Annotated in this window: 18 protein-coding genes and 1 tRNA gene; 9 read left to right on the forward strand and 10 right to left on the reverse strand. The window is 56.8% G+C overall.

Translation table 11 applies throughout. The features are described 5' to 3' along the window. The 3 genes from HMPREF3143_RS23935 to yghU all read right to left on the reverse strand — a co-directional run. Positions 1 to 303: hypothetical protein (locus HMPREF3143_RS23935; RefSeq protein WP_070534388.1), on the reverse strand; the 303-nt coding region annotated here is incomplete at its 3' end. Positions 304 to 576: 273 nt separating this feature from the next. Next, positions 577 to 909 carry a glycine zipper domain-containing protein gene (locus tag HMPREF3143_RS23940; protein ID WP_070534389.1) on the reverse strand — a complete coding sequence of 111 codons (333 nt, stop codon included), beginning with the start codon at positions 907 to 909 and terminating at the stop codon, positions 577 to 579. A 158-nt stretch (positions 910 to 1,067) separates the two neighbouring features. After that, on the reverse strand, positions 1,068 to 1,934 hold the full coding sequence (gene yghU / locus HMPREF3143_RS23945) for a glutathione-dependent disulfide-bond oxidoreductase (protein ID WP_008499796.1): 867 nt from the start codon (positions 1,932 to 1,934) through the stop codon (positions 1,068 to 1,070). A 245-nt stretch (positions 1,935 to 2,179) separates the two neighbouring features. Here yghU and HMPREF3143_RS23950 point away from each other — a divergent pair, with 245 nt between their 5' ends. The 6 genes from HMPREF3143_RS23950 to gss all read left to right on the forward strand — a co-directional run bounded on the left by HMPREF3143_RS23950 (position 2,180) and on the right by gss (position 9,609). Beyond that, positions 2,180 to 3,769: an ABC transporter substrate-binding protein gene (locus HMPREF3143_RS23950; RefSeq protein WP_070534390.1), complete on the forward strand. Its 1,590-nt coding sequence runs from the start codon at positions 2,180 to 2,182 to the stop codon at positions 3,767 to 3,769. Positions 3,770 to 3,814: 45 nt separating this feature from the next. Continuing rightward, entirely contained in the window at positions 3,815 to 4,768 is a 954-nt protein-coding gene (locus HMPREF3143_RS23955) for an ABC transporter permease (protein ID WP_008499794.1), read from the forward strand. 5 nt (positions 4,769 to 4,773) lie between these two features. Then, positions 4,774 to 5,619, forward strand: a complete 846-nt coding sequence (locus HMPREF3143_RS23960) for an ABC transporter permease (RefSeq protein ID WP_070534391.1) — start codon at positions 4,774 to 4,776, stop codon at positions 5,617 to 5,619. Then, positions 5,612 to 6,589 (forward strand): ABC transporter ATP-binding protein, encoded by a 978-nt coding sequence (locus tag HMPREF3143_RS23965; RefSeq protein ID WP_070534392.1) that lies wholly within the window; start codon positions 5,612 to 5,614, stop codon positions 6,587 to 6,589. Before HMPREF3143_RS23960 ends, HMPREF3143_RS23965 begins: the two co-directional genes overlap by 8 nt. Next, positions 6,586 to 7,563, forward strand: coding sequence for an ABC transporter ATP-binding protein (locus HMPREF3143_RS23970; RefSeq protein ID WP_047748087.1), 978 nt, complete (start codon positions 6,586 to 6,588; stop codon positions 7,561 to 7,563). The genes HMPREF3143_RS23965 and HMPREF3143_RS23970 overlap by 4 nt, the downstream gene beginning before the upstream one ends. A 183-nt stretch (positions 7,564 to 7,746) precedes the next feature. Beyond that, positions 7,747 to 9,609, forward strand: coding sequence for a bifunctional glutathionylspermidine amidase/synthase (gss, locus tag HMPREF3143_RS23975; RefSeq protein ID WP_025912482.1), 1,863 nt, complete (start codon positions 7,747 to 7,749; stop codon positions 9,607 to 9,609). Positions 9,610 to 9,661: 52 nt separating this feature from the next. Here gss and pgaD read toward each other — a convergent pair whose 3' ends face one another. Genes pgaD through pgaA form a run of 4 tightly spaced genes read right to left on the reverse strand, consistent with a single transcriptional unit; the run spans position 9,662 to position 15,798 of the window. Further along, on the reverse strand, positions 9,662 to 10,093 hold the full coding sequence (gene pgaD, locus HMPREF3143_RS23980; protein ID WP_008499789.1) for a poly-beta-1,6-N-acetyl-D-glucosamine biosynthesis protein PgaD: 432 nt from the start codon (positions 10,091 to 10,093) through the stop codon (positions 9,662 to 9,664). Then, positions 10,093 to 11,421: a poly-beta-1,6-N-acetyl-D-glucosamine synthase gene (gene pgaC, locus HMPREF3143_RS23985; protein ID WP_070534393.1), complete on the reverse strand. Its 1,329-nt coding sequence runs from the start codon at positions 11,419 to 11,421 to the stop codon at positions 10,093 to 10,095. The genes pgaD and pgaC overlap by 1 nt, the downstream gene beginning before the upstream one ends. Continuing rightward, on the reverse strand, positions 11,414 to 13,357 hold the full coding sequence (gene pgaB / locus HMPREF3143_RS23990) for a poly-beta-1,6-N-acetyl-D-glucosamine N-deacetylase PgaB (RefSeq protein WP_070534394.1): 1,944 nt from the start codon (positions 13,355 to 13,357) through the stop codon (positions 11,414 to 11,416). The genes pgaC and pgaB overlap by 8 nt, the downstream gene beginning before the upstream one ends. 2 nt (positions 13,358 to 13,359) lie before the next feature. Further along, positions 13,360 to 15,798 carry a poly-beta-1,6 N-acetyl-D-glucosamine export porin PgaA gene (gene pgaA, locus HMPREF3143_RS23995; RefSeq protein ID WP_070534395.1) on the reverse strand — a complete coding sequence of 813 codons (2,439 nt, stop codon included), beginning with the start codon at positions 15,796 to 15,798 and terminating at the stop codon, positions 13,360 to 13,362. Between the two features lie 672 nt (positions 15,799 to 16,470). On the opposite strand from pgaA, the gene HMPREF3143_RS24000 reads away from it, so the two are divergent. Both HMPREF3143_RS24000 and HMPREF3143_RS24005 read left to right on the forward strand, forming a co-directional pair. Next, positions 16,471 to 16,998, forward strand: a complete 528-nt coding sequence (locus HMPREF3143_RS24000; RefSeq protein WP_175441135.1) for a helix-turn-helix domain-containing protein — start codon at positions 16,471 to 16,473, stop codon at positions 16,996 to 16,998. A 282-nt stretch (positions 16,999 to 17,280) separates the two neighbouring features. Next, positions 17,281 to 17,607, forward strand: a complete 327-nt coding sequence (locus HMPREF3143_RS24005; protein WP_039265473.1) for a hypothetical protein — start codon at positions 17,281 to 17,283, stop codon at positions 17,605 to 17,607. On the opposite strand, the gene HMPREF3143_RS24010 is transcribed toward HMPREF3143_RS24005, so the two are convergent. The 3 genes from HMPREF3143_RS24010 to HMPREF3143_RS24020 all read right to left on the reverse strand — a co-directional run bounded on the left by HMPREF3143_RS24010 (position 17,585) and on the right by HMPREF3143_RS24020 (position 19,831). After that, complete coding sequence (locus tag HMPREF3143_RS24010; protein ID WP_023326053.1) at positions 17,585 to 18,403, reverse strand: DUF4225 domain-containing protein; 819 nt, start codon at positions 18,401 to 18,403, stop codon at positions 17,585 to 17,587. The two genes, HMPREF3143_RS24005 and HMPREF3143_RS24010, sit on opposite strands and share 23 nt — an antisense overlap. Before the next feature lie 543 nt (positions 18,404 to 18,946). Further along, a tRNA-Phe gene (locus tag HMPREF3143_RS24015) sits at positions 18,947 to 19,022 on the reverse strand. 95 nt (positions 19,023 to 19,117) lie between these two features. Beyond that, positions 19,118 to 19,831: a DUF554 domain-containing protein gene (locus HMPREF3143_RS24020; protein WP_008499781.1), complete on the reverse strand. Its 714-nt coding sequence runs from the start codon at positions 19,829 to 19,831 to the stop codon at positions 19,118 to 19,120. A gap of 182 nt (positions 19,832 to 20,013) precedes the next feature. Here HMPREF3143_RS24020 and HMPREF3143_RS24025 point away from each other — a divergent pair, with 182 nt between their 5' ends. After that, a complete protein-coding gene (locus HMPREF3143_RS24025; protein WP_070534397.1) occupies positions 20,014 to 22,149 on the forward strand; it encodes an ornithine decarboxylase in 2,136 nt (711 codons plus the stop codon). Positions 22,150 to 22,222: the final 73 nt, after the last annotated feature.

A 22,222-nucleotide genomic window follows, 5' to 3' on the forward strand; every position in this document is an offset into this window, starting at 1 on the left:
AGTCTTCTGCAGGCGGAATGCTTTCCAGCCCAGAGCTGGTGGAAAGGTCACCCAAGCAATGATCAGGACAACAAGGGAACTCATGCCCCCGGAAAGAATGTGTGTCCGGCTGCCAGCGATAAGGGTGACCAGCATAACCAGAACCAGCGCGACCGTGATCCATACCGAAACCCGGAAGCGCCGTGAGAGCGCATCGATGAGATGCTGCATTGTGCCTCCGGCTGCTGCGAGTCGGCCCTGTAAATTGTCTACTTCGCTTTTGCTGAAACCTGCCTCAAGCAGGTCTTTCTCACTGATAGCCATCACGTCCTCCCTAAACAGGCGAAAGTATACTGTATCAGACCAATAATCCCAGGTGGCCAGCGTAAGCAAAATAAAAGAAATTACGGAACATGAAATGCGGACAACTTTCCGGAGAAAGTCCCGAACGTAAGGATACCGCAAACAGGAGGCTACCCGTAACGATCGTGGTAATACTTCCCGTTTCTCAAACGGAACCGAGATAAGACAAAAAACCCAGCATAATAGCTGGGTTTCATCATCATACCGATTCTAAAGGCAGAACTACGGCGTTTATCAGTGCGTCGCTTCACCAATCAGCGCGCCCGTGCCCGCGCCAACGGCTGCACCTTTCAGCACGCTCTTGCCGGTAACCACCGCGGCGCCTGCGCCCACGGCAGCCCCTACGGCGCCGCCTTTACGCGCGGCTTTACCTTTGTCGCCGTTTTTGAACATGGCACCCGTGCCTGCGCCAACAACGGCACCGCCAACGGTGGATTTCAGATCTTTGCCCGTGGCCGCGCCAATGGCAGCGCCTGCTACCGCGCCAGCGGCGGTTTTATCGATGGCCATTCCCGAGGTGGAAAAAATGAGGGCGCTGATAACCAGCGTTGTTTTAATCAGTTTCATAACAGATCCTTTGTGACTGCTGTCGGTTGATACGTCGCTTCTCACTCTGAGGTGAGAAAAACGCACAGATAGTGCCAGCAATACCGGCTCAACCTTTAGGCCAATCATGCCCTGGGCAAGGACCTCTGTTGCCGGGCGGCGATCCGCCCGGCAGAACATTACGCCTGACGCTTATCTTCCGTATTGGTCTCGAAGTCGCTCGCCGCGTGGCGTTCGTGAAGTTGCTCGTTCAGCTCGCCGCTGGTGCGGTTAACGATGCGTCCGCGCTTAACGGCATGGCGGTTCGCCACGTCTTTCGCCCAGCGCTGCACGTTGGTGTACTTTTCTGCGTCGAGGAACTCAGCGGCGTTATACACGCTGCCCAGCGCCACGCAGCCGAACCATGGCCAGATGGCGATATCGGCAATGGTGTACTCCTCACCCGCCACGTAGCGACCGCGCGCCAGCTGTTTATCCAGCACGTCGAACAGGCGTTTGGCTTCCATGGTGAAGCGGTCAATCGCGTACTCGATTTTCACCGGGGCATAGTTATAGAAGTGGCCAAAACCGCCGCCGAGGAACGGCGCCGCGCCCTGCAGCCAGAACAGCCAGTTCAGCGTCTCGGTGCGTCCCGCCGGATCTTTCGGCAGGAAGTGGCCGAATTTTTCCGCCAGATAGAGCAGGATATTGCCGGATTCAAAGACGCGCGTTGGCGGGTTCGTGGAGTGGTCACGCAGCGCCGGTATTTTCGAGTTCGGGTTCACCTCCACGAAGCCGCTGGAGAACTGATCGCCCTCGCCGATGCGGATCAACCACGCGTCGTACTCCGCGCCCGTTACGCCCAGCGCCAGCAGCTCTTCGAGCATGATCGTCACCTTCTGGCCGTTCGGTGTGCCCAGCGAGTAAAGCTGCAGCGGGTGCGAACCGACAGGAAGATCTTTTTCATGGGTCGCGCCGGAAATCGGGCGGTTGATATTGGCGAACGCGCCGCCGTTGTTCTTTTTCCATTCCCACACTTTGGGTGGCTGATACGTGTTGTCTGACATGTTGGCCTGCCTTTTGAGTGATGTGTTGAGGCAGTGTAGCAGGAGATTTGTGAGGCGTTTAACGAACTGAGCGTAATCGATCTGCCGCTATTCCTTCCGGCGCTTATATATATCAAATCAGGTATAAGCTTAATCGAAAATCGCATTTTCATAATTAATGCGTAAACGGATAAAGCTGCATATGATGCTTCAACATAAATAAAAGATGCAGTCATAAACACTTTATAAGGCAAGGAGTTAGTGAGATGCGCAAGCTTCTGTTATCGGCAGTGGTTGTTTCGCTCGCGTTAGGCCTGGCGGGCTGTGATGATGCGAAAAATAAAGAGACAAATACGCCCTCAGCGGCAAAAAGCGATGCGCCAAAAGCGGGCGGTTCGCTGATTATCGGTATTACCTCCGGCGACCCGTTAGCTGTAAATCCGCTCTACGCCAGCGACCGTACCACGTTGACGATCATGCAAGCGTTGTATGCTCCCCTCTATAGCTTCAACAACGGTAAGATCGAATGGGGCCTGGCGGAAAGCCTGACGCCCTCCGCCGACAACCTGAGCTACACCCTGACGTTAAAACCGAACCTGAAATGGCAGGACGGCCAGCCGCTGACGGCGGACGACGTGGTCTTCACCTTCAATAAGCTGCTGGATGCCAAACAGCACAGCTTCTTCCGCAGCATGTTCACCTACGGCGATAAGCCGGTACAGGTAAGCAAGGTTGACGACCGCACCGTTAAGTTCACCTTACCGCAGGTCAGCGCGGCCTTTACCGGCACGCTGGTACAGATCTACCCGATCCCGCAGCACGTGTTCGCCGGCGAAGGCGACCTGGAAAAGAGCAGCAAAAACGATGCACCGGTCGGCTCCGGGCCGTTCAAATTTAAAGAGTACCGCGCCGGACAATATTATGCCCTGACCCGTTTTGACGATTACTGGAACGGCAAAGCGAAGCTAGATTCGGTGACCTACCGTTTCGCCAAAGACAGTAACGCCGCCAACCTTGCGCTGCAAAACGGTGAAATCAACCTCAAGATGGTTGACCCGCAGGATGTGAACCGCCTGAAAAATACCGGTAAGTTTGACTTCGTGGTCTATCCGGAAGGCCGTCTGGCCTATATGACGTTCAACCAGAACGTGCCGGTAATGAAGAGCAAAGAATTGCGTCAGGCCATTGCGTACGCCATCAACAAAGACGAGCTGACCCAGACCGCCTTTACCTCGCTGGACTACGCCAAACCGGCGACGTCCTTCCTGACGCCCGATACGCTTTACAAGACGGATGACGTCGAGCAATACACATTCGACCTGCAAAAAGCCAAAGAGCGGCTTAAAGCGTCCGGCGCGCCGGACAACCTCAAGCTGCGCCTGGCGTATGTGAATACCAACAAAACCCAGGAGAGCATGGTGCTCTACATTCAGCAGGCGCTGAAGGGCATTGGGGTGAACGTGGAGCTGATGCCGCTGGACTCCAACGCCATGTCCCAGCGCAGCCTCGATATGAACAACACCGCGTGGGAGCTGAACCTGGGCGGCTACATCATGGGCTCAGAGCCGGACGGCTACAAATCGCTGTTCATGAGCAACGAAGCCTATAACTACGCGCACTACAAAAATCCGCAGTTTGATGCCCTGTGGGATAAAGGCGCCGTGGAAACCGACGCCGCAAAACGTGCCGATATCTACAAGCAAATTCAGCAGACCGTGGCGAACGACATGACGTACTACCCGATCGCCTATACCAATGCGACCGTCGCGGTAGACAAGCGTTTTGGCGGTACCGAGGAAGCGGAGCCGAAACCGGTCTATCTGTTCCAGGATCTGTCAAAAATCTATCAGAAATAAGCGATTGCCCCGGCCGTCGGGTCGGGGCCTTTGTAAGGGCACGTCGTGAACACACTCCTCACGCGTCGGCTGCTGCAACTGCTGCCGATGCTGTTCTTCATTTCGCTGGTGGCGTTTTTGCTGGTCAAGCTCGCGCCCGGCGATCCGGTGGCGGCGTACATCACACCGCGCATGGCTCCGGAAGATATCGAACGTATTCGCCAGAGCCTGGGGCTGGATAAGCCGCTGGTCACGCAGTACGTCCTGTGGCTGAAAAACGTCCTGCAGGGCGATCTCGGCTATTCGCTGATCTACCACCGGCCGGTGCTGGAGATGATCGGCGAACGCATTCCGGCCACGCTGGGGCTGATGGGCGCGTCGCTGCTGCTGGCGATCGTGCTGGCCATCCCGCTGGGCCTGCTGGCCGGGGCATTTAAGCACCGCTGGCTGGATCATCTCCTGAACCTGTTCGCCTATATCGGCATCTCGGTGCCGATTTTCTGGTTCGGCATTTTGCTCATCACCGTTTTTGCCGTGCAGCTTAACTGGTTCCCCAGCATGGGGATGCGCACCATCGGCATGGAGGATAATGCGCTGGACGTGCTGCGCCACGGCGTGCTGCCGTGTATTGCCCTCACGTTCTACAACCTCTCCAGCTACGTGCGCTACATCCGCTCCAACACCATCTCGCAGCTCTCGGCCGACTACGTGCAGACCCAGCTGGCTTACGGCGCCACGCGTTCCAGCATTCTGTTCCGCCACGTGCTGAAAAACGTGCTGCTGCCGGTGATCACCCTGTTTGGGCTGTCGTTCGGTGAGCTGATTGTGGGGGCCTACGTGACGGAAAGCGTCTTCTCCTGGCCGGGGATGGGGCTGCTCGGGATCCAGTCGATCGCTTCGCTGGACTACCCGCTGATCATGGCGATCATCATGCTCTCGTCGATGATGCTGATCGTCGGTAACCTGATCGCCGATCTGCTTTATCGCTTCGCCGATCCCCGCATTCGTACGCTGAGGTAACCCGCATGAGCAGACGCTGGCAGCAGGTTCGTCACCAGCTGCGCCGCAACCGTCCGGCGCAGTTCTCCCTGTTTGTGCTTTTTATTTTCGTTGTCGCCGCGCTCTGTGCGGGCTTGAGTCCGTACGATCCGGATCGGATGGCGCTCGGCGCACGCACGCTGCCGCCGGATGCCGCACACTGGTTCGGCACCGACGAGTACGGGCGCGACTACTTCACCCGCGCGCTGTATGGCGGGCTGATCTCCCTGATGGTCGGTTTTCTCGCCATGCTCTTTTCCACGCTTATTGGCACGGTGGTGGGAACGGTGAGCGGCTACTTTGGCGGCTGGCTGGACAACCTGATGATGCGCGCCGTGGATATCCTGATGGCCATTCCGGCCTTCTTCCTGCTGCTGGTGGTGAATGCGTACCTCAAGCCGGGCGTGGATAACATCATTCTGATCATCAGCCTGCTGACGTGGATGAACATGTCGCGGCTGGTGCGCGCAGAAACCCTGTCGGTGAAAGAGCGCGAGTATGTGCTTTATGCCCGCGCGTCGGGGGAACACCCGCTGCGCATTATCGTGCGCCACATTATTCCCGGCGTGCTGCCGACCATTATCGTGGCCGCCACGCTCAATATCGCCTCGGCCATTCTGATGGAGTCGACGCTTAGCTTCTTAGGGCTGGGCGTACAGGCACCGGCGGCGTCGTGGGGAAGCATGCTCAACAACGCCCAGTCTTATATTGGCGAAGCGTCGTGGCTGGCGATGTTCCCCGGCATTCTTATCCTGCTGACGGTGTTCAGCTTTAACGTGCTGGGCGATGTGTTCCGTACCGCCTTTGAGCCAGGAGCGAATCGCGATGAGTAGCTTATTAGCGCTTGAGAACCTGCAAACCACCTTCCGCACCCGCGAGGGCGAGGTTCACGCGGTGCGTGGCGTGAGCTTTCAGGTGCAGCCGGGGGAACTCGTCGGCATCGTCGGCGAGTCGGGCTGCGGGAAAAGCGTCACCTGTAAGTCGATCATTCAGCTTCTGGGGAGCAACGGACGGATCGCCGGCGGCAGCATTCGCTTCCAGAATGACGATCTGGCGCAGAAAACCCCTGCGCAGATGCGCGCCATTCGCGGCAACGAGATCGCGATGATTTTCCAGGATCCGATGACCGCCCTGAACCCGGTGCTGACCATCGGCAAACAGATGGCAGAGATCCTGATGCGCAATAAAGGGCTCACCAAAAGAGCGGCCAAAGCGGCGGCGATCGCCATGCTGGAACAGGTGGGGATTGCCGAGGCGGAACGCCGATACGACCAGTATCCCCACGAGTTCAGCGGCGGGATGCGCCAGCGGGTGATGATCGCCATTGCGCTCTCCTGCAACCCGAAGCTGCTTATTGCCGATGAGCCGACCACCGCGCTGGACGTCACCATTCAGGCGCAGATCCTGCGTCTGCTGAAAAGCCTGCAACAGCAGACCCAAACCGCGATTCTGCTGATCACCCACGATCTCGGCGTGGTGGCGCAGGTCTGCAGCCGCGTGGTGGTGATGTACGGCGGGCTGGTGATGGAGGAGGGGAGCGTGGAGGACATTTTTTATCGCCCTGCGCATCCTTATACCCAGGGGCTGCTGGCCTCGCTGCCGCGCCCGGATGAGGTCAATCAACGTTTATCACCTATTGAAGGCGCGCCGCCTGGTCTGCTTAACCCGCCGCCGGGCTGTCCGTTCGCCGAACGCTGCCCGAAACGCATGCCCCAGTGTGAACGGCAGCCCGCTTTTTACGCCATGGGTGAAGGCCATCGCGCCGCCTGCTGGCTATGGGCCGATAAGGAGATTCAGGCATGAGTGAACAACAGGCCCCTTTAGTAAGCGTGCGCGATCTGCGCAAGCACTACCCGCTTAACGGCGGTCTGCTGCGTAAAGGCGCGGCGGTGAAGGCGGTTGATGGCGTGAGCTTTGATATCCAGCCCGGCGAGACGTTTGGCCTGGTGGGCGAGTCCGGCTGCGGAAAATCCACCCTCGGGCGCGCCATCCTGCGCCTTTTCGATATCACCGCGGGCGAGATCCACTTTGCCGGACAGGCGATTGCCCATGCCCGCGAAAAAGAGCTCAAGCCGCTGCGTAAGCGGATGCAGGCGATTTTCCAGGACCCTTACTCCTCGCTTAACCCCGGCATGACGGTACGACAGCTGGTGGCCGAGCCGATGCAGATCCACGGCTACAGTCGTGAAGAACAGCGCGAACGAACGGAAACGCTGCTCTACAAAGTGGGGCTTAAGCAGGAACACCTTGAGCGGTTTCCGCATGAGTTCAGCGGCGGGCAGCGCCAGCGCATCAGTATTGCCCGCGCGTTGTCCGTGCGTCCCGAATTTGTGCTGTGCGATGAGCCGCTCTCGGCGCTGGACGTCTCGGTGCAGGCGCAGGTAGTGAATATTCTGCAGGATCTGCAGCAGGAGCTGGGGCTGACCTATCTGTTCATCGCCCACGATCTCTCGATGGTGCGTCATATCTCCAGCCGCATTGGGGTGATGTACCTCGGTAAGCTGGTGGAGGTGGCCCCGGCGAATGAGCTGTATCAGCGTCCGGCGCACCCTTATACCCGCGCGCTGCTGGCGGCGGTTCCCCAGCCCGACCCGCGGATTCGCAACCTCGAAGACGCAACCCTGCGCGGCGAAATGCCCGGCCCTACGTCCGCGCTGCCGGGCTGTAAGTTCTGCAGCCGCTGCCCGCACGCCGTGCCGGTTTGCCAGACGCAGGAGCCTGCCATGCAGGAGATCGCGCCAGGGCATTTCGCGGCGTGCTGGCTGTTTAAGATGTGAGCCTTAAACGTGTCGGGTGGCGCTTCGCTTACCCGACCTACAGGGTTTTGCGTTTTGTCGGCCGGGTAAGGCGAATTATTTACCACGCAGGTGTATGATAAACGCTCCTCTGTCAGGTTAATTACAACGTGCAGACGACGACAACCCATAAAAATTGCCGCCTGCCTGTTTTAGGTTGGATACATGCGTAAAGGAACGTTAAGCAGTGATGCGCCATTCGGGACATTGTTAGGCTATGCGCCCGGTGGCGTGGCGATTTACTCTTCAAATTACGGCAGTCTGGACCCGCGAAACTATCCGGAAGATGCGGATTTCCGCAGCTACATCGGCAACGAATACATGGGCCACAAGTGGCAGTGCGTTGAGTTTGCCCGCCGTTTCCTGTTCCTCAACTATGGCTTTGTGTTTACCGACGTTGGTATGGCGTGGGAAATTTTCTCCCTGCGCTTTTTGCGTCAGGTGGTGAACGATAACATTCTGCCCCTTCAGGCGTTTGCCAACGGCTCAAAACGCGCGCCGCGCGCCGGAGCGCTGCTGATCTGGCAAAAAGGCGGCGAGTTTCATGAGACCGGCCACGTGGCGGTGATCACCCAGCTTCTGGACGATAAGGTGCGTATCGCCGAGCAGAACGTGATTCACTCTCCGCTGCCGCTCGGGCAGCAGTGGACGCGCGAGCTGCGCCTGAGCGTGGAGAACGGGTGTTACACCCTCCACGACACCTTCAGCGACACGGAAATTCTCGGCTGGATGATCCAGACCGACGACACAGAACACAGCATTCCGCAGCCGGAAATCGACGGCGAACTGCTGAAAATCAGCGGCGCGCGGCTGAAAAACACACGTCAGTTCGACGGCAAGTGGCTCAACGAAAATGACGCGCTGCAGCAGGCGTATATTCGCGCCAACGGTCACGTGATCAACAAAGATCCCTGCCAGTACTTCACCATTACCGAAAGCGCCGAACAGGAGCTGATCAAAGCCACCAACGAGCTGCACCTGATGTACCTGCACGCGACGGACAAGGTGCTGAAAGACGATAGCCTGCTGGCGCTTTTCGACATCCCGAAAATCCTCTGGCCGCGCCTGCGCCTCTCCTGGCAGTGGCGTCGTCACCATATGATCACCGGTCGTATGGATTTCTGCATGGATGAGCGCGGCATCAAGGTCTACGAGTACAACGCCGACTCCGCCTCCTGCCATACCGAGGGCGGGCTGATTCTCGAAGAGTGGGTGAAAAATGGCTATCGCGGCAACGGGCATAACCCGGCGGAAGGGCTGCTGGAAGAGCTGACCGGCGCCTGGAAGCACAGCCACGCGCGGCCGTTTGTCCACATCATGCAGGACAACGATGTCGAAGAGGACTATCACGCGCTCTTTATCCAGCGTTCTCTGCTGCAGGCCGGGTTCGAGACCAAAATCCTCCACGGGCTGGGGGCGCTCAGCTGGGATGCCGCCGGACAGCTGATTGACGACGAAGGCCGCCACGTCAACTGCGTGTGGAAAACCTGGGCGTGGGAGACGGCGATTGAGCAGATCCGCGAGGTCAGCGAAACCGAATACGCGGCGGTGCCGATCCGCACCGGACACCCTGAAGGCGAAGTGCGCCTGATTGACGTCCTGCTGCGCCCGGAGGTGCTGGTCTTTGAACCCCTGTGGACCGTTATTCCCGGCAACAAGGCGATTCTCCCGGTGCTGTGGCAACTGTTCCCGAACCACCGTTATCTGCTCGACACCGATTTTGAGGTCAACGATCTGCTGAAGCAGACCGGATACGCCGTTAAGCCGATTGCCGGACGCTGCGGCAGCAATATCGATCTGATCAGCGCCCAAGACGAACTGCTGGATAAATCCAGCGGCAAGTTTGTTGACCGCAAAAACATCTACCAGCAGCTGTGGTGCCTGCCGAAGGTCGACGGCAAGTACATACAGGTCTGTACCTTTACCGTGGGCGGGAACTACGGTGGGACCTGCCTGCGCGGCGATGACTCGCTGGTGGTGAAGAAAGAGAGCGATATTGAGCCGCTGATCGTGGTTAAAGATAAGTAGCTCTTACCCGCAATAAAAAAGCCCCCGCAGGGCATCCTGCGGGGGCTTTTCGTTACTGTTCTTCCTCTTCCTGCCCGTTGATTTTCAGATCGATGATGCGGCCAATCTGGTCATGATAGACCGTCAGCAGGTTGTACTGGCTCATCTCAGAGATGATCTGCGGTGAGACATTAAAGCTGCGGGCCAGCTCCTCCTGGTGAAAATAACCCGGCTGACGCCGCCTCGCGTGGGCCCGACGGCGATTGTACTGATACCACAAAATCAGCAGCCAGCCGTTGAGCGCGGCGAACAGCAGGTAGAGCAACACCGTATTAAAGGACGCAATAATCACGCTCCAGCGGTGGTCGCTCTCCTCGGTGAGCTGCATCCAGAGCCGGGCATACAGGAAAAACAGAAAGCCTCCCCACGCCACCAGCGTTAACGCGGCATCGAAAAGACGTGGCAACAGCCGATGTTCGGTCAGAATTAAGGTATTTTCGTTCATTAAATGCGTCCTTTTCCCCGGTCCGGACTGATCCAGCGCGCGCGGGCGCGCTGGCGTTTAAGCATGACTTTTGGAAACGCGACGAGGGTGGTGAACAGGCCGATCATCCAGTACACCATCGGGAACCAGATCACCCAGAAAAGCGAGCTGGCCACCTTCCGTTCATAGCGCCGCTCGATGAACAGGCTGACCAGGAACTGCAGCAGGCACATCACGCCCAGCAGCAGCCCGGTAAACTCCGGTGGAAAGAGGCTCTCCACGGTCAGCCTGGCGGGAATCGGCGTGATATGGCTGAGGATAAATAACAGCACCGTCATGGCGTAGGCGAAGGCCCACAGCGTTGACAGGGCATACTCAAGAAACAGGGGCCACATGCGGTGATGCTCCCAGCGCACAATCCTGCGAAGGTTGACCAGAAACACCTCCGCACCGCCCTGGGCCCAGCGCAGACGCTGTTTCCACAGGCCCTTCAGCGTCTCCGGCATCAGGATCCAGCACAGCGCCCGCGGCTCGAAAAAGATATCCCAGTGGCGCAGCTGCAGCTTCCAGCTGATGTCGATGTCTTCGGTGATCATGTCCGGGCTCCAGTACCCGACGTCCGCCAGCGCCTGTCGGCGAAAGGCGGCGATGACGCCCGAGACGGTAAAGACCCGGCCATAGATCCGCTGCGTCCGCTTGATGAGCCCGATAATCGATGAGAACTCGCCCACCTGAATGCGGCCAATCAGCGTGGAGCGCGTGCGGATACGCGGATTCCCGGTGACCGCACCGACGTGGGGATACTGAATCAGCGGGGCCACCAGATACGCTGCCGTATCGCGGTCGAGCAGGGCGTCGCCGTCAATGCAGACCAGCAGATCGCCCCGGGCCGCCGCTGCCCCGGCTTTGAGCGCCAGCGCTTTCCCCTGGTTTTCCGCGAGATTAATTACCCGCAGGCGCGGATGTTCCTGCACCAGCGCCTGCAGCACCTGCGCGGTGTTGTCAGACGAGCCGTCGTTGATGGCGATAACTTCGATATTTTCATACCGCTGATCCAGCGCGGCGCTGATGGTCTCCCGGGCATTCCTTCCCTCGTTGAAGCAGGGGATAAGAATGGAGATGAGCGGCTCACCGGCGAGCGTCGGGGCGGGCGTCTCTTTATCCCACGACCAGTGGCGTTCAAGCTGAAACCAGAAATAGAGGCCGCCGGTTATCCAGAGCACCGACATGAACAGCGGCCAGAAGAACACAAAATCCAGAATCAGCTCGCCGGTAAAGAGGGCGGCCACGCCTAACGGCAACCCGAATACCAGACATAAAATGGAAAAGGCGATAATGCGATCAGTCATTGTCAGGGTACCAGTACGAAGAAAATACAGGCCTGATGCGTGAGATATCAGGTTGGTTGTTGATGAAATCATCGGGGTAGTAACCGTAGTTTTTGACGCCGTTCAGCTGGAGCACGCGCATCCACTGTGCCAGCTGGCTGTCGGAAACGGCGCGCTGCGGTTTCCCATCCCAGTCCCTGGCCTGCAGCTCGAAAATGGTTTTATCGAGCGCGCCGGTACGCGCGGCGACCGCGTTAACCAGACGCGTCAGCCAGGCATCACTTTCGTCTGCCGGGACGGACTCCATCAGCGGCATGGCCATCGGCACCGTCCAGTCATACTCCGCCAGAAAATCGTCAAGATTCTGCGCGAACCACGCTTCGCTTTCGGGCTGCAGTATGGGCAAGGCGAACATGTTGCGCGCGGTTTTTATCTGCGGGCCACGGATGTGCTTCACCGCGAGGCTCAGGGCGTGGGTAAACCCGATAAGCGTCTGGCTTTTCTGACGTGTTGTGCTCTGAGGGCTATCGTCCACGTCGGTCAGCACCGCATCGTCATGGAACAAGATCCCGTTGAAGCTGGCATAGCGGGCCAGATCTTCATAGATGTCCGTCACCTGCTGGCGCACCTGCGGGTCCCACGGGGAGAGCCGGATATAGGGATCGGTGGCTTCGCACAGCTGGCCTGACGAGCGGTCCCGACGCTGCACGCGCGGCAGGGCAGGATCGAGATCGAACGAGAGCACCGGCATCCACGCGAAGACTTTCACGCCCGCCCGGGTTTGCAGCTGCCAGGAGACAAAATTAAAGAGATCGGCCCGGACCGGCAGCTGGCGGTTGGGGAAATAGAGCGCCCTGATCCTGCCGTCGCCCTGCGGGTCGGCAAACGCCTGCAGGAAAACATGGCTAATTTTCATGTCGTAGACCCGCTGGATCAGCCTGTTGATATTTTGCGTCTGCTGGGCTGGATCGGGATCGTAAACGTAGTCGAGATCGACGTGCATGACGCGCACGGGTTCGCGCTCCTGAACCTGGCTGACCGTACTGGCAAACGCCTTAAGCGAGGGATTGCCGGCGATTAGCAGACGGGGGATATTGCCCAGCTCCTGCACGTTCCCCAGCCCGTCCTCAAGGGTAAAGGCCAGCTGATAACCCTGCTGTCTGGCGATGGCGAGCGACGTGCCGTTGGCGGCACCGTAGGGCCAGACCCAGGCGCGCGGCGCCTTGCCCGTCACCTGCGTGATTTTTTCAGTCACTTTGCGAACGTCATCGCCGATCCGCTGGTTGAACTGCCGATCGGTTTCATAGCGGCCCGTCGCTTTATCGTAAAAGCGGTTGGCGATGGCGGGTTCGCGGCTGCCCTGCGGGTTGGCAACAATGCCGTAATGCGAGGCCCAGGTGTGCGAACCGATCTCAATCAGCGGAGACCGGCTGAGCTCGCGCACCATATCCCACGTCGCGAAACGATCGCGGGCCGTCATCAGACCGCCGAAGTTAACTTTTTGATTTTCCGGCGTATCCACCCAGCTGCCCACCGGCGCCCAGAGCGCAGGGACGTTCCACGCCTGAAGCAGTGGCCAGACGCGGGTGTAAAAGCTGCTGTAGCCGTCGTCAAAGCTGAGCAGAACGGCTTTGGGCGGCAGCGTTTTTTTTCCGTCATGGGCATCCAGAATGTCCTGCACGCTGATGACGTGATAACCGTTGTGCAGCAGCCAGCTTATCTGCTCGTTTAGCGCGCTGGTGCGCACGGAGAGGTAGCGCTGATCGGCGGCATCGTCTTCGACGTCGTGGTAGGCCAGCACCAGAAACTGGTTCTGCGGCCAGGGTTTGCTCGCCTCCAGCTGCGGCCGATCTTTGGGCGCAATAAACGAAAATGCCTGCGCGCAGGCATTTGCGCTGAGGCAGAGCCAGCCGATGAGTATCAGGCTCGTGGAAAAACGTGTGTTCATCTTCATCATCCTTAAAAGCGTAAAGTCGCATCAAACGTGACGGAGAGGTTGCTCTCGCGTTTGCCGTCGTAAGGGCGCTTGTCCCAGTTCAGCATCACGCCGGTATCCATGACGTTGTTCCACTGAACGCGTTGTCCGTAACCCAGCAGAGCGATGGCGCCAGCGGACTGATTTTTCTGCCAGTAGCGGCCGCCTCCCGCCACGAACTGCTGGCTCCAGAGGGTGTCGTAATGGCGATACATCTCATGGTCAACGGCCAGGGCGGCCGTCACGGAAAGATCCCGTGCCGGGTTGTAATAGAGGGTGTCCCGCAGGCTGTTTTTGCTGGCGGCGATCCCCGGTTCGAGATCCAGCGTCAGGGACGGGGTCTGCCAGAGACGCTCCTTGCCCGTGAGGGTGTATTCCTGTCGGCGGTTATGATCCGAGAAGCGGCTGAGGGCGGCGCTGAACTGATACTCACGGCGCTCGTTTTGATACCAGCGCACGCCGCCTTCCCCCCGGTTGGCGCTGATCCCGTTGCGTAACGCCCGCAGGGGCGTGGTGCGCGACAGGCGCTCAAGGCTGCCGCTGACCTGCCAGCTATCGGTGAGGCTGTACGTCGTTGAGAGGCGAGCGCCCGGCTTGTTCGCGCCGTGATAGCGGTTGCTTGAGAGCTCGGCTTCGAGCTGGAGATCGCGTGGCCGCCATTCGATGCCGCCCAACAGGTGACGGCTGGTGCCTTTGCCTTCATCGAAATTGCCCTCTGCATAGCGGGTGCCGGCAAACAGCCGCCAGTTATCCGCTACGGGCGGGCCATAGAGCGTGGCGTCCCAGTTGAGATCGTGCGTCCCGCTGACGGGGTTATCGGAGTGCAAACCCTTGCTCGCGTTGAGGCGCAGCTCGGACATATGGTGGACGGTGCGGAGCCTGTCCAGACGCCTTGCGCTGCGATCGCGCGGCGCGCGGGCAACGACGTCGTCGGCCAGTAAATCCATCTGCCGCCACTCCTGCAGATCCATGGCGACGTAAGCCTGCTGCTGCTCAAGTTCCAGATTCGAGGGCTCCAGCGCCTCCGCCATTTTCAGCGTTTGCTCGGCCGCGCGCGGCAGGCCTCGCGCCTGAAGCAGGGTGGCGTAGTCAATCTGCAATCCCTGATTGCCCGGCGCGGTTGCTGCCAGACGTCGCGCCAGCTTTTCGGCTTCCGGCAGGGCATTCGTCGCCAGCAAATAGTTAAAACGGAGCGACTGACCGGTAAGCCACCGATCGTTCGGCTGAGGGGTAGGGGAACCGAAATCGTAACGGGTCCAGGGAACGTTGCGGGTGTGGCGCTCTGCATACCGGCGGGCGGACGGATACTCTCCCGTATCCAGCCAGGCGTAGAAAAGCGCGTGCTCCTCGTCCTGCGGATCGGATGCGTACTGCGGATAGCGTTGCAGAAGCGCGAAGGCGGCGGAAGCGTTTTTCTCCTGCAGATATGCGGAGATCACCCAGCCGATTGCCCAGCCCGGCACCGGATGCCGGGCTGCCGTCAGATCCTGATATTCGCTGATGACCCGCGGGTAATCGGCATGGGCATACAGCGCGCCGAGCCGGTCGATACGCGCAAGCACGACGTCTTCCGCGGCCTGCGGCTCGCTCTGCCAGCGAGACAGCAGCGCTTCGTAACGATTCAGCGCAGATTGCGCAAGCTGCAGGCGCTCCTTTTCTGTTCTGCCCGGCACATCAGCAAGGCGAACGCTTTCGGCGGCGGCATTCAGCTCAAGACGACGACGCTCCGCGGGGGCTAGCGCCACCTTTTGTGAAAGCAGGAGCGCGGGGGTATTGACCCGGTTATCCGTTAGCGCGTCGACCCGCTCGCGGAGAAGCGCGTGATTTTCTGGCGCGACATACAGCGCGCGCGTGTCGGCTAAAAGCCGATCCCAGCTTTTTCCCTGGCGTAACCAGACGTATGCCAGCGTCTGAAGATGCGCCTGAGAGGGATCCTCCGCGACCAGCCGTCGGGCTTCCTGCAGGGCAAGCGTATCTTTACGGGCATCGGCCAGGGTTTTGATGTAGCCGATACGATAATCGTCGTTATCCGGCGCAAGGCTGCGCGCTTCTTTCCAGAGCGCCAGAGCGGGCTCCCACGCTTTCTGATTTCGTCTGGCCTGCGCGACAGCCGCAACGCCGCGGGCGGGCAGCGGCATATAAATGCTGTAGCGCTGCCAGACCTGAATAACCTCGTCATCATGGCCTGCCCAGGCCGCCACCTGTAACCAGTCCGCAACGTGCTCAGGCGTCAGGGCATGCTGCTGCTGATAGCGCTGAAGATAATCGAGAAACGACGTGTAATTACCGTTACGCGCCTGTTGAATCTGTTGCTCATAAACGGATTCCGTCGCCTGAACCAGAACAGGAAAGAGTAATAACAGAAACAATAATGTTGGGGTGCGATAAAAGAATAATGTACTGAAGCGAAGCGATCTTTCCATATCTATTTGCCATTTGTTTATCATGAATCCATTGCATAACACGGCTGCCTTTTAACTCTGCGTTAAAGGCCATAAATGAGAACATTAAATCTGAATGCAGTAACGTTAAGGGGTACTTACTTAAAGGTAATTATGGCGCCTCATCTTAGTGGACTGGATGGGAGGTAATGTACACCCGATATGTTGCCCGATAAATATGCTGAAAAGCGGCTGTGTCGTTTTGAGATAATTCTGTAATGAGCAGATTTTTGTGTTTATTTTGAATTGAGTGATTAATTGTAATTCGTTGAAATATAATGATTTTATTTTTATTGTGACAGTTTTGTATATATTTTTAATGACGCTTGCTAGCCTCAATTAAAGTACTTTCTGGTGCATGTTTGGGAAGTTTCATGACAAAAATTCTTAATGTTTAGAGAAGTGACTTTTCTGCGATTGTTTTTTATTTATAATTAAAGACAGACATTGAATGATAGTCTACAGGAAGTCTTACTCATCAATGTGTGTATTGAGGGATGTCCAAAGCCAGAATACATCTATCGTTAATATAACAGCGCTATAAAACGAAGGCGGTCTTCTTTTCGCAGGATCGTTCTTGCTTTAATCTAAAAGGGATGGTTAGTGGCAACTTCAATAGTGTTAGTGACTCAGGATCGCTACCTTGTCAGGGGGATGCGGATATTTTTTCCGGATATTATCCTGCTCGATTCGATTGACAGAAACATATTTGATAACGGTGCAGATGAATATTCTATATTGATTGATAGTCGTGCGCCGCTCCGTCTATATGATTATCTGATACGCCATCCGGCCAGAACGAAAAAAACGATTTGCTGCGTTATGCTTGATATGCGCCATCGCGAGGAGAATCTGCTCAGTATGAAGCTGTTTATGAACACGTCGCTGACGGCGCCGGACATGGCCTCGCTGTTTAACCTGGTGCTCAATATGAAGGGCCGTCGCCTGACCACGAAGTGGCTGCTGAATTTACGGCTGAGCACGCATGAAACGATCATGTTGAGGTTGCTGAGAGCAGGGATGTCAATGGAGGAGATTGCAGGCGAGCTGAATACGTCGGTGAAAAGTCTCTATCGCAAACGAATGGCGCTCTCGGAACGACTGGGGGCGGAGAACTTCAACGAGGCGTGTTTGTTTATCTTCAAAAACAAACTGCTGGGCGCAGGTGGGAACGATCCCTAGGTTGGGGAGAGAACAAAAGCATAATTGCGGGCGGTATTCAGAGGTTTGAGAACGCTGGATGAGGACAACTTCCTGGCCTTGGGTTTGGATTTACTCTGGCTCAAAACGACACAAGGACGTTGTCATGGACACGATTGAAGAGTCTGGTCACCGCCACTATAAGATATCTTCAACTATTTGATATAAATATAAATTTGACAAATATCGACAGGTAGCGATTTATCCGTCAAATTCAGTTAAACTTCGTCACATGTTTCAGTGAGTTATGGGATGGTTAGTAGAATGACCAGCGAAGAAGCACTTTTAAAATCAGGTTTTAGTAAACGAGATCTTCAAAAGCTAAAAAACAATATCGAGAATTACGGTGGTTCGTTTGATAGCGTAACTCATGATCTGGCCAATCGTTTTAAGGCAATGAAGTGGATAACTATTATTGCCTTTATCATACTGGCTTTAACTCTTTTACTTGCATCCAGGGATACAAGTCTGACACTTGCGCTCACGTTATTGATTGTACTACCTTTTATCTGGTATATAACGCCAGCAAAACTTGGCTACAAATCCTGGCGTTACCGTAAAATGCTGACTAATTCTGAGACGGGTCGCTGACGGACAACAGATCAAAAATAATCTTAGCTTTCACGCCGTAACCTGCTATTTTCATTGTAAGCTGCGGGCGGCTCAATGTGCTCACCTTTCGGTAATAGTCTGTGGGTAGATAACGAAACAGTCGCCAGGTACCAGGTCGCCGTAACAAGCCAAAAATGGTATACGCATTAGCGGCCAGTGAGATTGATTTGTAGACACCTAAACCATTCTCACGACTAAAGCCCATAAACTCAGCTGTAGACATCGCGGCATTCGCGACCAGCCCTTCACTGGTAGTGTTGTTCGTTGCGTAGCGAGCCACTTCTTTACTGATGCTGTTTGCCCCGTCAGTAACCAGAATCGCACCAGCAAGAACTCCGAGAGGGGTCATCGTGCCAATCAGTGTAAATCCTGCGGCTATTTCAGCACCGGCCAGGACAACACTAACTGCCGAGATAACATACCCAACAATTTTGTTATTCTCTCGGATGAACTCGACTTTCGCGTAAAGCTTCGCTGCCTTCGTTCGTAATAAACGAGCTTGTTCCAGGAGGTTATAGTTTTCTTCTCGAAGTATTTTAACGCAGTCCATGCATTCTTTATCTGATTTAGCCTGACGAGCTAGCGTAAACTGTTGTTCTATGAGGTCCCGAATTTCCTGAATGAACTTCATTCGAGTCAGACCATCGCTGAGATGAAAAGCCGACAGAGTGTTGGCTGTATTTACCAGTTTCCTGGCTTCCATATTCACCATCGTTTCCGCCCAGGCTTTATTTCTTCCACCTGATTGCATCATGTTAAGCAATGCTGCATCCATTGTAATTCCTCTCAATTGCTTTACCGGCGTCTGTTTAGACTGATAAACGGCTCCCTCTGACTGCCATGCGTGCCAACGCATGCACAATATAGTAGCAATGTGGTTACGGGGTCTGAAGCAGAAGTCGCTTTTTGCAGCTACACACCTCGGCCTACTAGACGGCTTTCACCGGGCATCACCGAAAGTATCAGGCCAGATTTTTGCTCAATGGCATCAATGAGAAGCCCGTTCTCGCTTGAGTGGCCGCTGTAGTAGGGAAAGGGCAACACCAGCGGAAAGCCAGCCGTTTTTGTCGGGAATTTCACCATCAATCAGGCCGGATGTGCAGCACGACTGGACGTTTTCGGAGGCCCTGGGCAATCCGGCATGTGTCCACTGTATAGTAGGTGCCGTTTCGGTCTTTGGTAGGCTTTATCATAATGCCCATTTTGTACCACCGGGAAGCGGGGCCGGAGGAAAGATAAGAGGGGTAACTACTGATAAACCAACAAGTTGTTGACTCAGAAAGCAAAAACCCGCCACGAGGGCGGGTTCTTTAAATAGTGGTGCCCGGACTCGGAATCGAACCAAGGACACGGGGATTTTCAATCCCCTGCTCTACCGACTGAGCTATCCGGGCAACGGGGCGCATTAAACCCGATCTGCCCGGTGGCGTCAACGAAAAATGTTGTTTTCGTTACGGACTGCGCAATCTCTCACCATTTCGCCGCATCCTTAAGCGAAAAAGTGCGTCCAGAGCGCGGAGAGCGGCATGGCGAGCAGCAGCGCGGGCAGCATGTTCACCACGGCAAACATCTTAATCCCACAGATGCGCAGCCCGGTAGCAAGCAGCAGCAGGCCGCCGACGGCGGTAAAGTCTGCCATCATCGCCGGCGTAGTGAGCGGGAGAATTAACGTGGCGCAGGTAGCCAGTGCCAGCTGGATAAGCAGCATCGGCACGCAAATCGCCGCGACGGCAATGCCGAGCGTGGTGGCAAAAATGGTGGCGGTGAAGAAATCCAGAAACGCTTTTGCAATCAAAATGCTCGGGTCGCCCGTCATCCCTTCCTGCATCGAACCGAAAATCCCGGTGCCGCTGGCGCAAAACAGAATAATGATGGCGACATAGTTCTGAATAAACGTCTCGTGCGTGCCGTGCTTCGCCTTGCCCGGTCGGGCTATCAGGTTTTTGGCTTTGCCTACCGCATTATTGATGCCTTTTTCCAGATAGCAAAACTCGCCAATCAGCGCGCCGAGCAGGGTGGCCAACACCATCACCGGCAGGTTGGCGCATTTGACCACTAACAGAATACCGATCCCTAACGAGGCCAGGCCGAATATCGAGGGCATGGATGAGCGGATACGCTCCGGCAGCCGCTGGCTCAGTACTGCGCCGAGTACGCCGCCCAGCAATACGGCTCCTGCGTTGATAAATGGCCCGATAACCACGCTTAACTCCTGTTATTTAATCATTGATATTGCATTATTATGGCACGTCAGCGCTGCGCGGGCCTTAGCTTTGGGTGATATAAGTGCATACTGATTCCTTCTTGCACCTCAAAATAAAAGGTGACATTATTGCGCGAATTTTCTCCTCCCTGTCTCACCGTTCGGTGAGGGTAATTGCGCTTATGAAAACCATGAAAATCGCCGTCAGCCGCGAGCTGCTCTCAACGGTGTCTACGCATCGCGAAAAGGTGACGCTGGACAGCACGGATTTCACCGATGTGGCAGCCGTCGTCATGACGACGACAGAGAGTCGCAGCGGCATCCTTGCCTTGCTGAAACGCACGGGCTTTCATTTACCGGTGTTTATTTTCTCCCAGGAGCCGACGGAGGTGCCCGACGGCGCCACCGCGGTCATCTCGGGTAAAGCTCAGGAGTTTCTGGAACTGGAGACTGCTGCCAGCCGTTACGAAGAGAACCTGCTGCCGCCGTTTTTCGACACCCTGAGTCAGTATGTGGAGATGGGCAACAGCACTTTCGCCTGTCCGGGCCACCAGCACGGCGCGTTTTTCAAAAAGCATCCGGCAGGGCGGCAGTTCTATGATTTCTTCGGTGAGAACGTGTTCCGCGCGGACATGTGCAATGCCGACGTGAAGCTGGGCGATCTGCTGATCCACGAAGGGTCCGCCAAGCATGCGCAAAAGTTTGCGGCGAAAGTCTTCAACGCGGATAAAACCTACTTCGTGCTGAACGGCACGTCGGCGGCCAACAAGGTGGTGACCAACGCGCTGCTCACCCGCGGCGATCTGGTGCTGTTCGACCGCAACAACCATAAATCTAACCACCACGGGGCGCTGATCCAGGCGGGCGCCACGCCGGTTTACCTTGAGGCCGCGCGTAACCCGTTTGGCTTTATTGGCGGGATTGACGAGCATTGCTTTGACGACGCGTATCTGCGGGACCTGATCCGCGAGGCGGCGCCGGAGAAGGCCGACGAGCCGCGTCCATTCCGCCTTGCGATCATTCAGCTTGGCACCTACGACGGGACGATCTACAACGCCCGTCAGGTGATCGACAAGATCGGCCATCTGTGCGACTACATTCTTTTTGACTCCGCCTGGGTAGGCTACGAGCAGTTTATTCCGATGATGGCGGAAACGTCCCCGCTGTTGCTGGAACTGAACGAGAACGATCCGGGCATTTTCGTGACCCAGTCGGTGCACAAACAGCAGGCCGGGTTCTCGCAAACCTCGCAGATCCATAAAAAGGATAACCACATTCGCGGCCAGGCGCGTTTCTGCCCGCACAAGCGGCTGAACAACGCCTTTATGCTGCATGCCTCCACCAGCCCGTTTTACCCGCTGTTCGCGGCGCTGGATGTCAATGCGAAAATCCACGAAGGGGAAAGCGGGCGCAGGCTGTGGGCCGAGTGTGTGGAGCTGGGCATTGAGGCGCGCAAGGCCATCATCGCCAACTGCCATATGATCAAGCCGTTTATCCCACCGGTGGTGGCGGGGCGGCCGTGGCAGGATCATCCGACGCACGCCATTGCCAGCGAGCTGCGCTTCTTCAGCTTCGAGCCGGGGGCCAAATGGCACGGATTTGAGGGCTATGCGAGCGAGCAGTACTTTGTTGACTCGTGCAAGCTGCTGCTGACCACGCCGGGCATTGATGCCGAAACCGGGGAGTACACCGATTTCGGGATCCCGGCGACGATTCTGGCGCACTACCTGCGTGAAAACGGCATCGTGCCGGAAAAATGCGACCTTAACTCGATCCTGTTCCTGCTGACGCCTGCCGAAAGCAGCGAGAAGCTGGCGCAACTGGTGGCAATGCTGGGGCAGTTTGAACAGCATATTGAAGACGACACCCCGCTGGCCGACGTGCTGCCGACGATCTTCCAGAAATACCCGGTGCGCTATCGGGATTATACCCTTCGCCAGCTGTGTCAGGAGATGCACGATCTCTACGTCAGCTTCGACGTGAAGGATTTGCAGAAGGCGATGTTCCGCAAGGAGAGCCTGCCTGAGGTGCTGATGAACCCGCAGGATGCCAATCAGGCGTATATTCGCGGGAACGTGGAGCTGGTCCGCATACGGGATGCCGAAGGGCGGATTGCTGCCGAAGGGGCGCTGCCCTATCCGCCGGGCGTGCTGTGCGTGGTGCCGGGTGAAGTCTGGGGCGGGGCGGTACAGCGTTACTTCCTGGCGCTGGAGGAGGGCATCAACCTGCTGCCGGGCTTCTCGCCGGAGCTGCAGGGCGTTTACAGCGAGAAGGATGCCGACGGGATTAAGCGGCTGTATGGATATGTGTTGAAGTAGACTCTCCCCCGAACGTAGGCCGGGTAAGCGTTAGCGCCACCCGGCGATTTGCCCGGTGGCGCAAGCTTACCGG

The organism is Enterobacter sp. HMSC16D10, from assembly GCF_001807145.1.
Classification (GTDB): domain Bacteria; phylum Pseudomonadota; class Gammaproteobacteria; order Enterobacterales; family Enterobacteriaceae; genus Enterobacter; species Enterobacter roggenkampii.

Coding starts and splice junctions, on each gene's coding strand:
- HMPREF3143_RS24000 (WP_175441135.1), top strand. CDS start 16,471: ATGCGGATATTTTTTCCGGATATTATCCTGCTCGATTCGATTGACAGA.
- HMPREF3143_RS23960 (WP_070534391.1), top strand. CDS start 4,774: ATGAGCAGACGCTGGCAGCAGGTTCGTCACCAGCTGCGCCGCAACCGT.
- pgaC (WP_070534393.1), bottom strand. CDS start 11,421: ATGACTGATCGCATTATCGCCTTTTCCATTTTATGTCTGGTATTCGGG.
- HMPREF3143_RS23950 (WP_070534390.1), top strand. CDS start 2,180: ATGCGCAAGCTTCTGTTATCGGCAGTGGTTGTTTCGCTCGCGTTAGGC.
- pgaD (WP_008499789.1), bottom strand. CDS start 10,093: ATGAACGAAAATACCTTAATTCTGACCGAACATCGGCTGTTGCCACGT.
- HMPREF3143_RS23965 (WP_070534392.1), top strand. CDS start 5,612: ATGAGTAGCTTATTAGCGCTTGAGAACCTGCAAACCACCTTCCGCACC.
- HMPREF3143_RS23940 (WP_070534389.1), bottom strand. CDS start 909: ATGAAACTGATTAAAACAACGCTGGTTATCAGCGCCCTCATTTTTTCC.
- pgaA (WP_070534395.1), bottom strand. CDS start 15,798: ATGGAAAGATCGCTTCGCTTCAGTACATTATTCTTTTATCGCACCCCA.
- HMPREF3143_RS24010 (WP_023326053.1), bottom strand. CDS start 18,403: ATGGATGCAGCATTGCTTAACATGATGCAATCAGGTGGAAGAAATAAA.
- pgaB (WP_070534394.1), bottom strand. CDS start 13,357: ATGATGAAGATGAACACACGTTTTTCCACGAGCCTGATACTCATCGGC.
- gss (WP_025912482.1), top strand. CDS start 7,747: ATGCGTAAAGGAACGTTAAGCAGTGATGCGCCATTCGGGACATTGTTA.
- yghU (WP_008499796.1), bottom strand. CDS start 1,934: ATGTCAGACAACACGTATCAGCCACCCAAAGTGTGGGAATGGAAAAAG.
- HMPREF3143_RS24025 (WP_070534397.1), top strand. CDS start 20,014: ATGAAAACCATGAAAATCGCCGTCAGCCGCGAGCTGCTCTCAACGGTG.
- HMPREF3143_RS23970 (WP_047748087.1), top strand. CDS start 6,586: ATGAGTGAACAACAGGCCCCTTTAGTAAGCGTGCGCGATCTGCGCAAG.
- HMPREF3143_RS24005 (WP_039265473.1), top strand. CDS start 17,281: ATGACCAGCGAAGAAGCACTTTTAAAATCAGGTTTTAGTAAACGAGAT.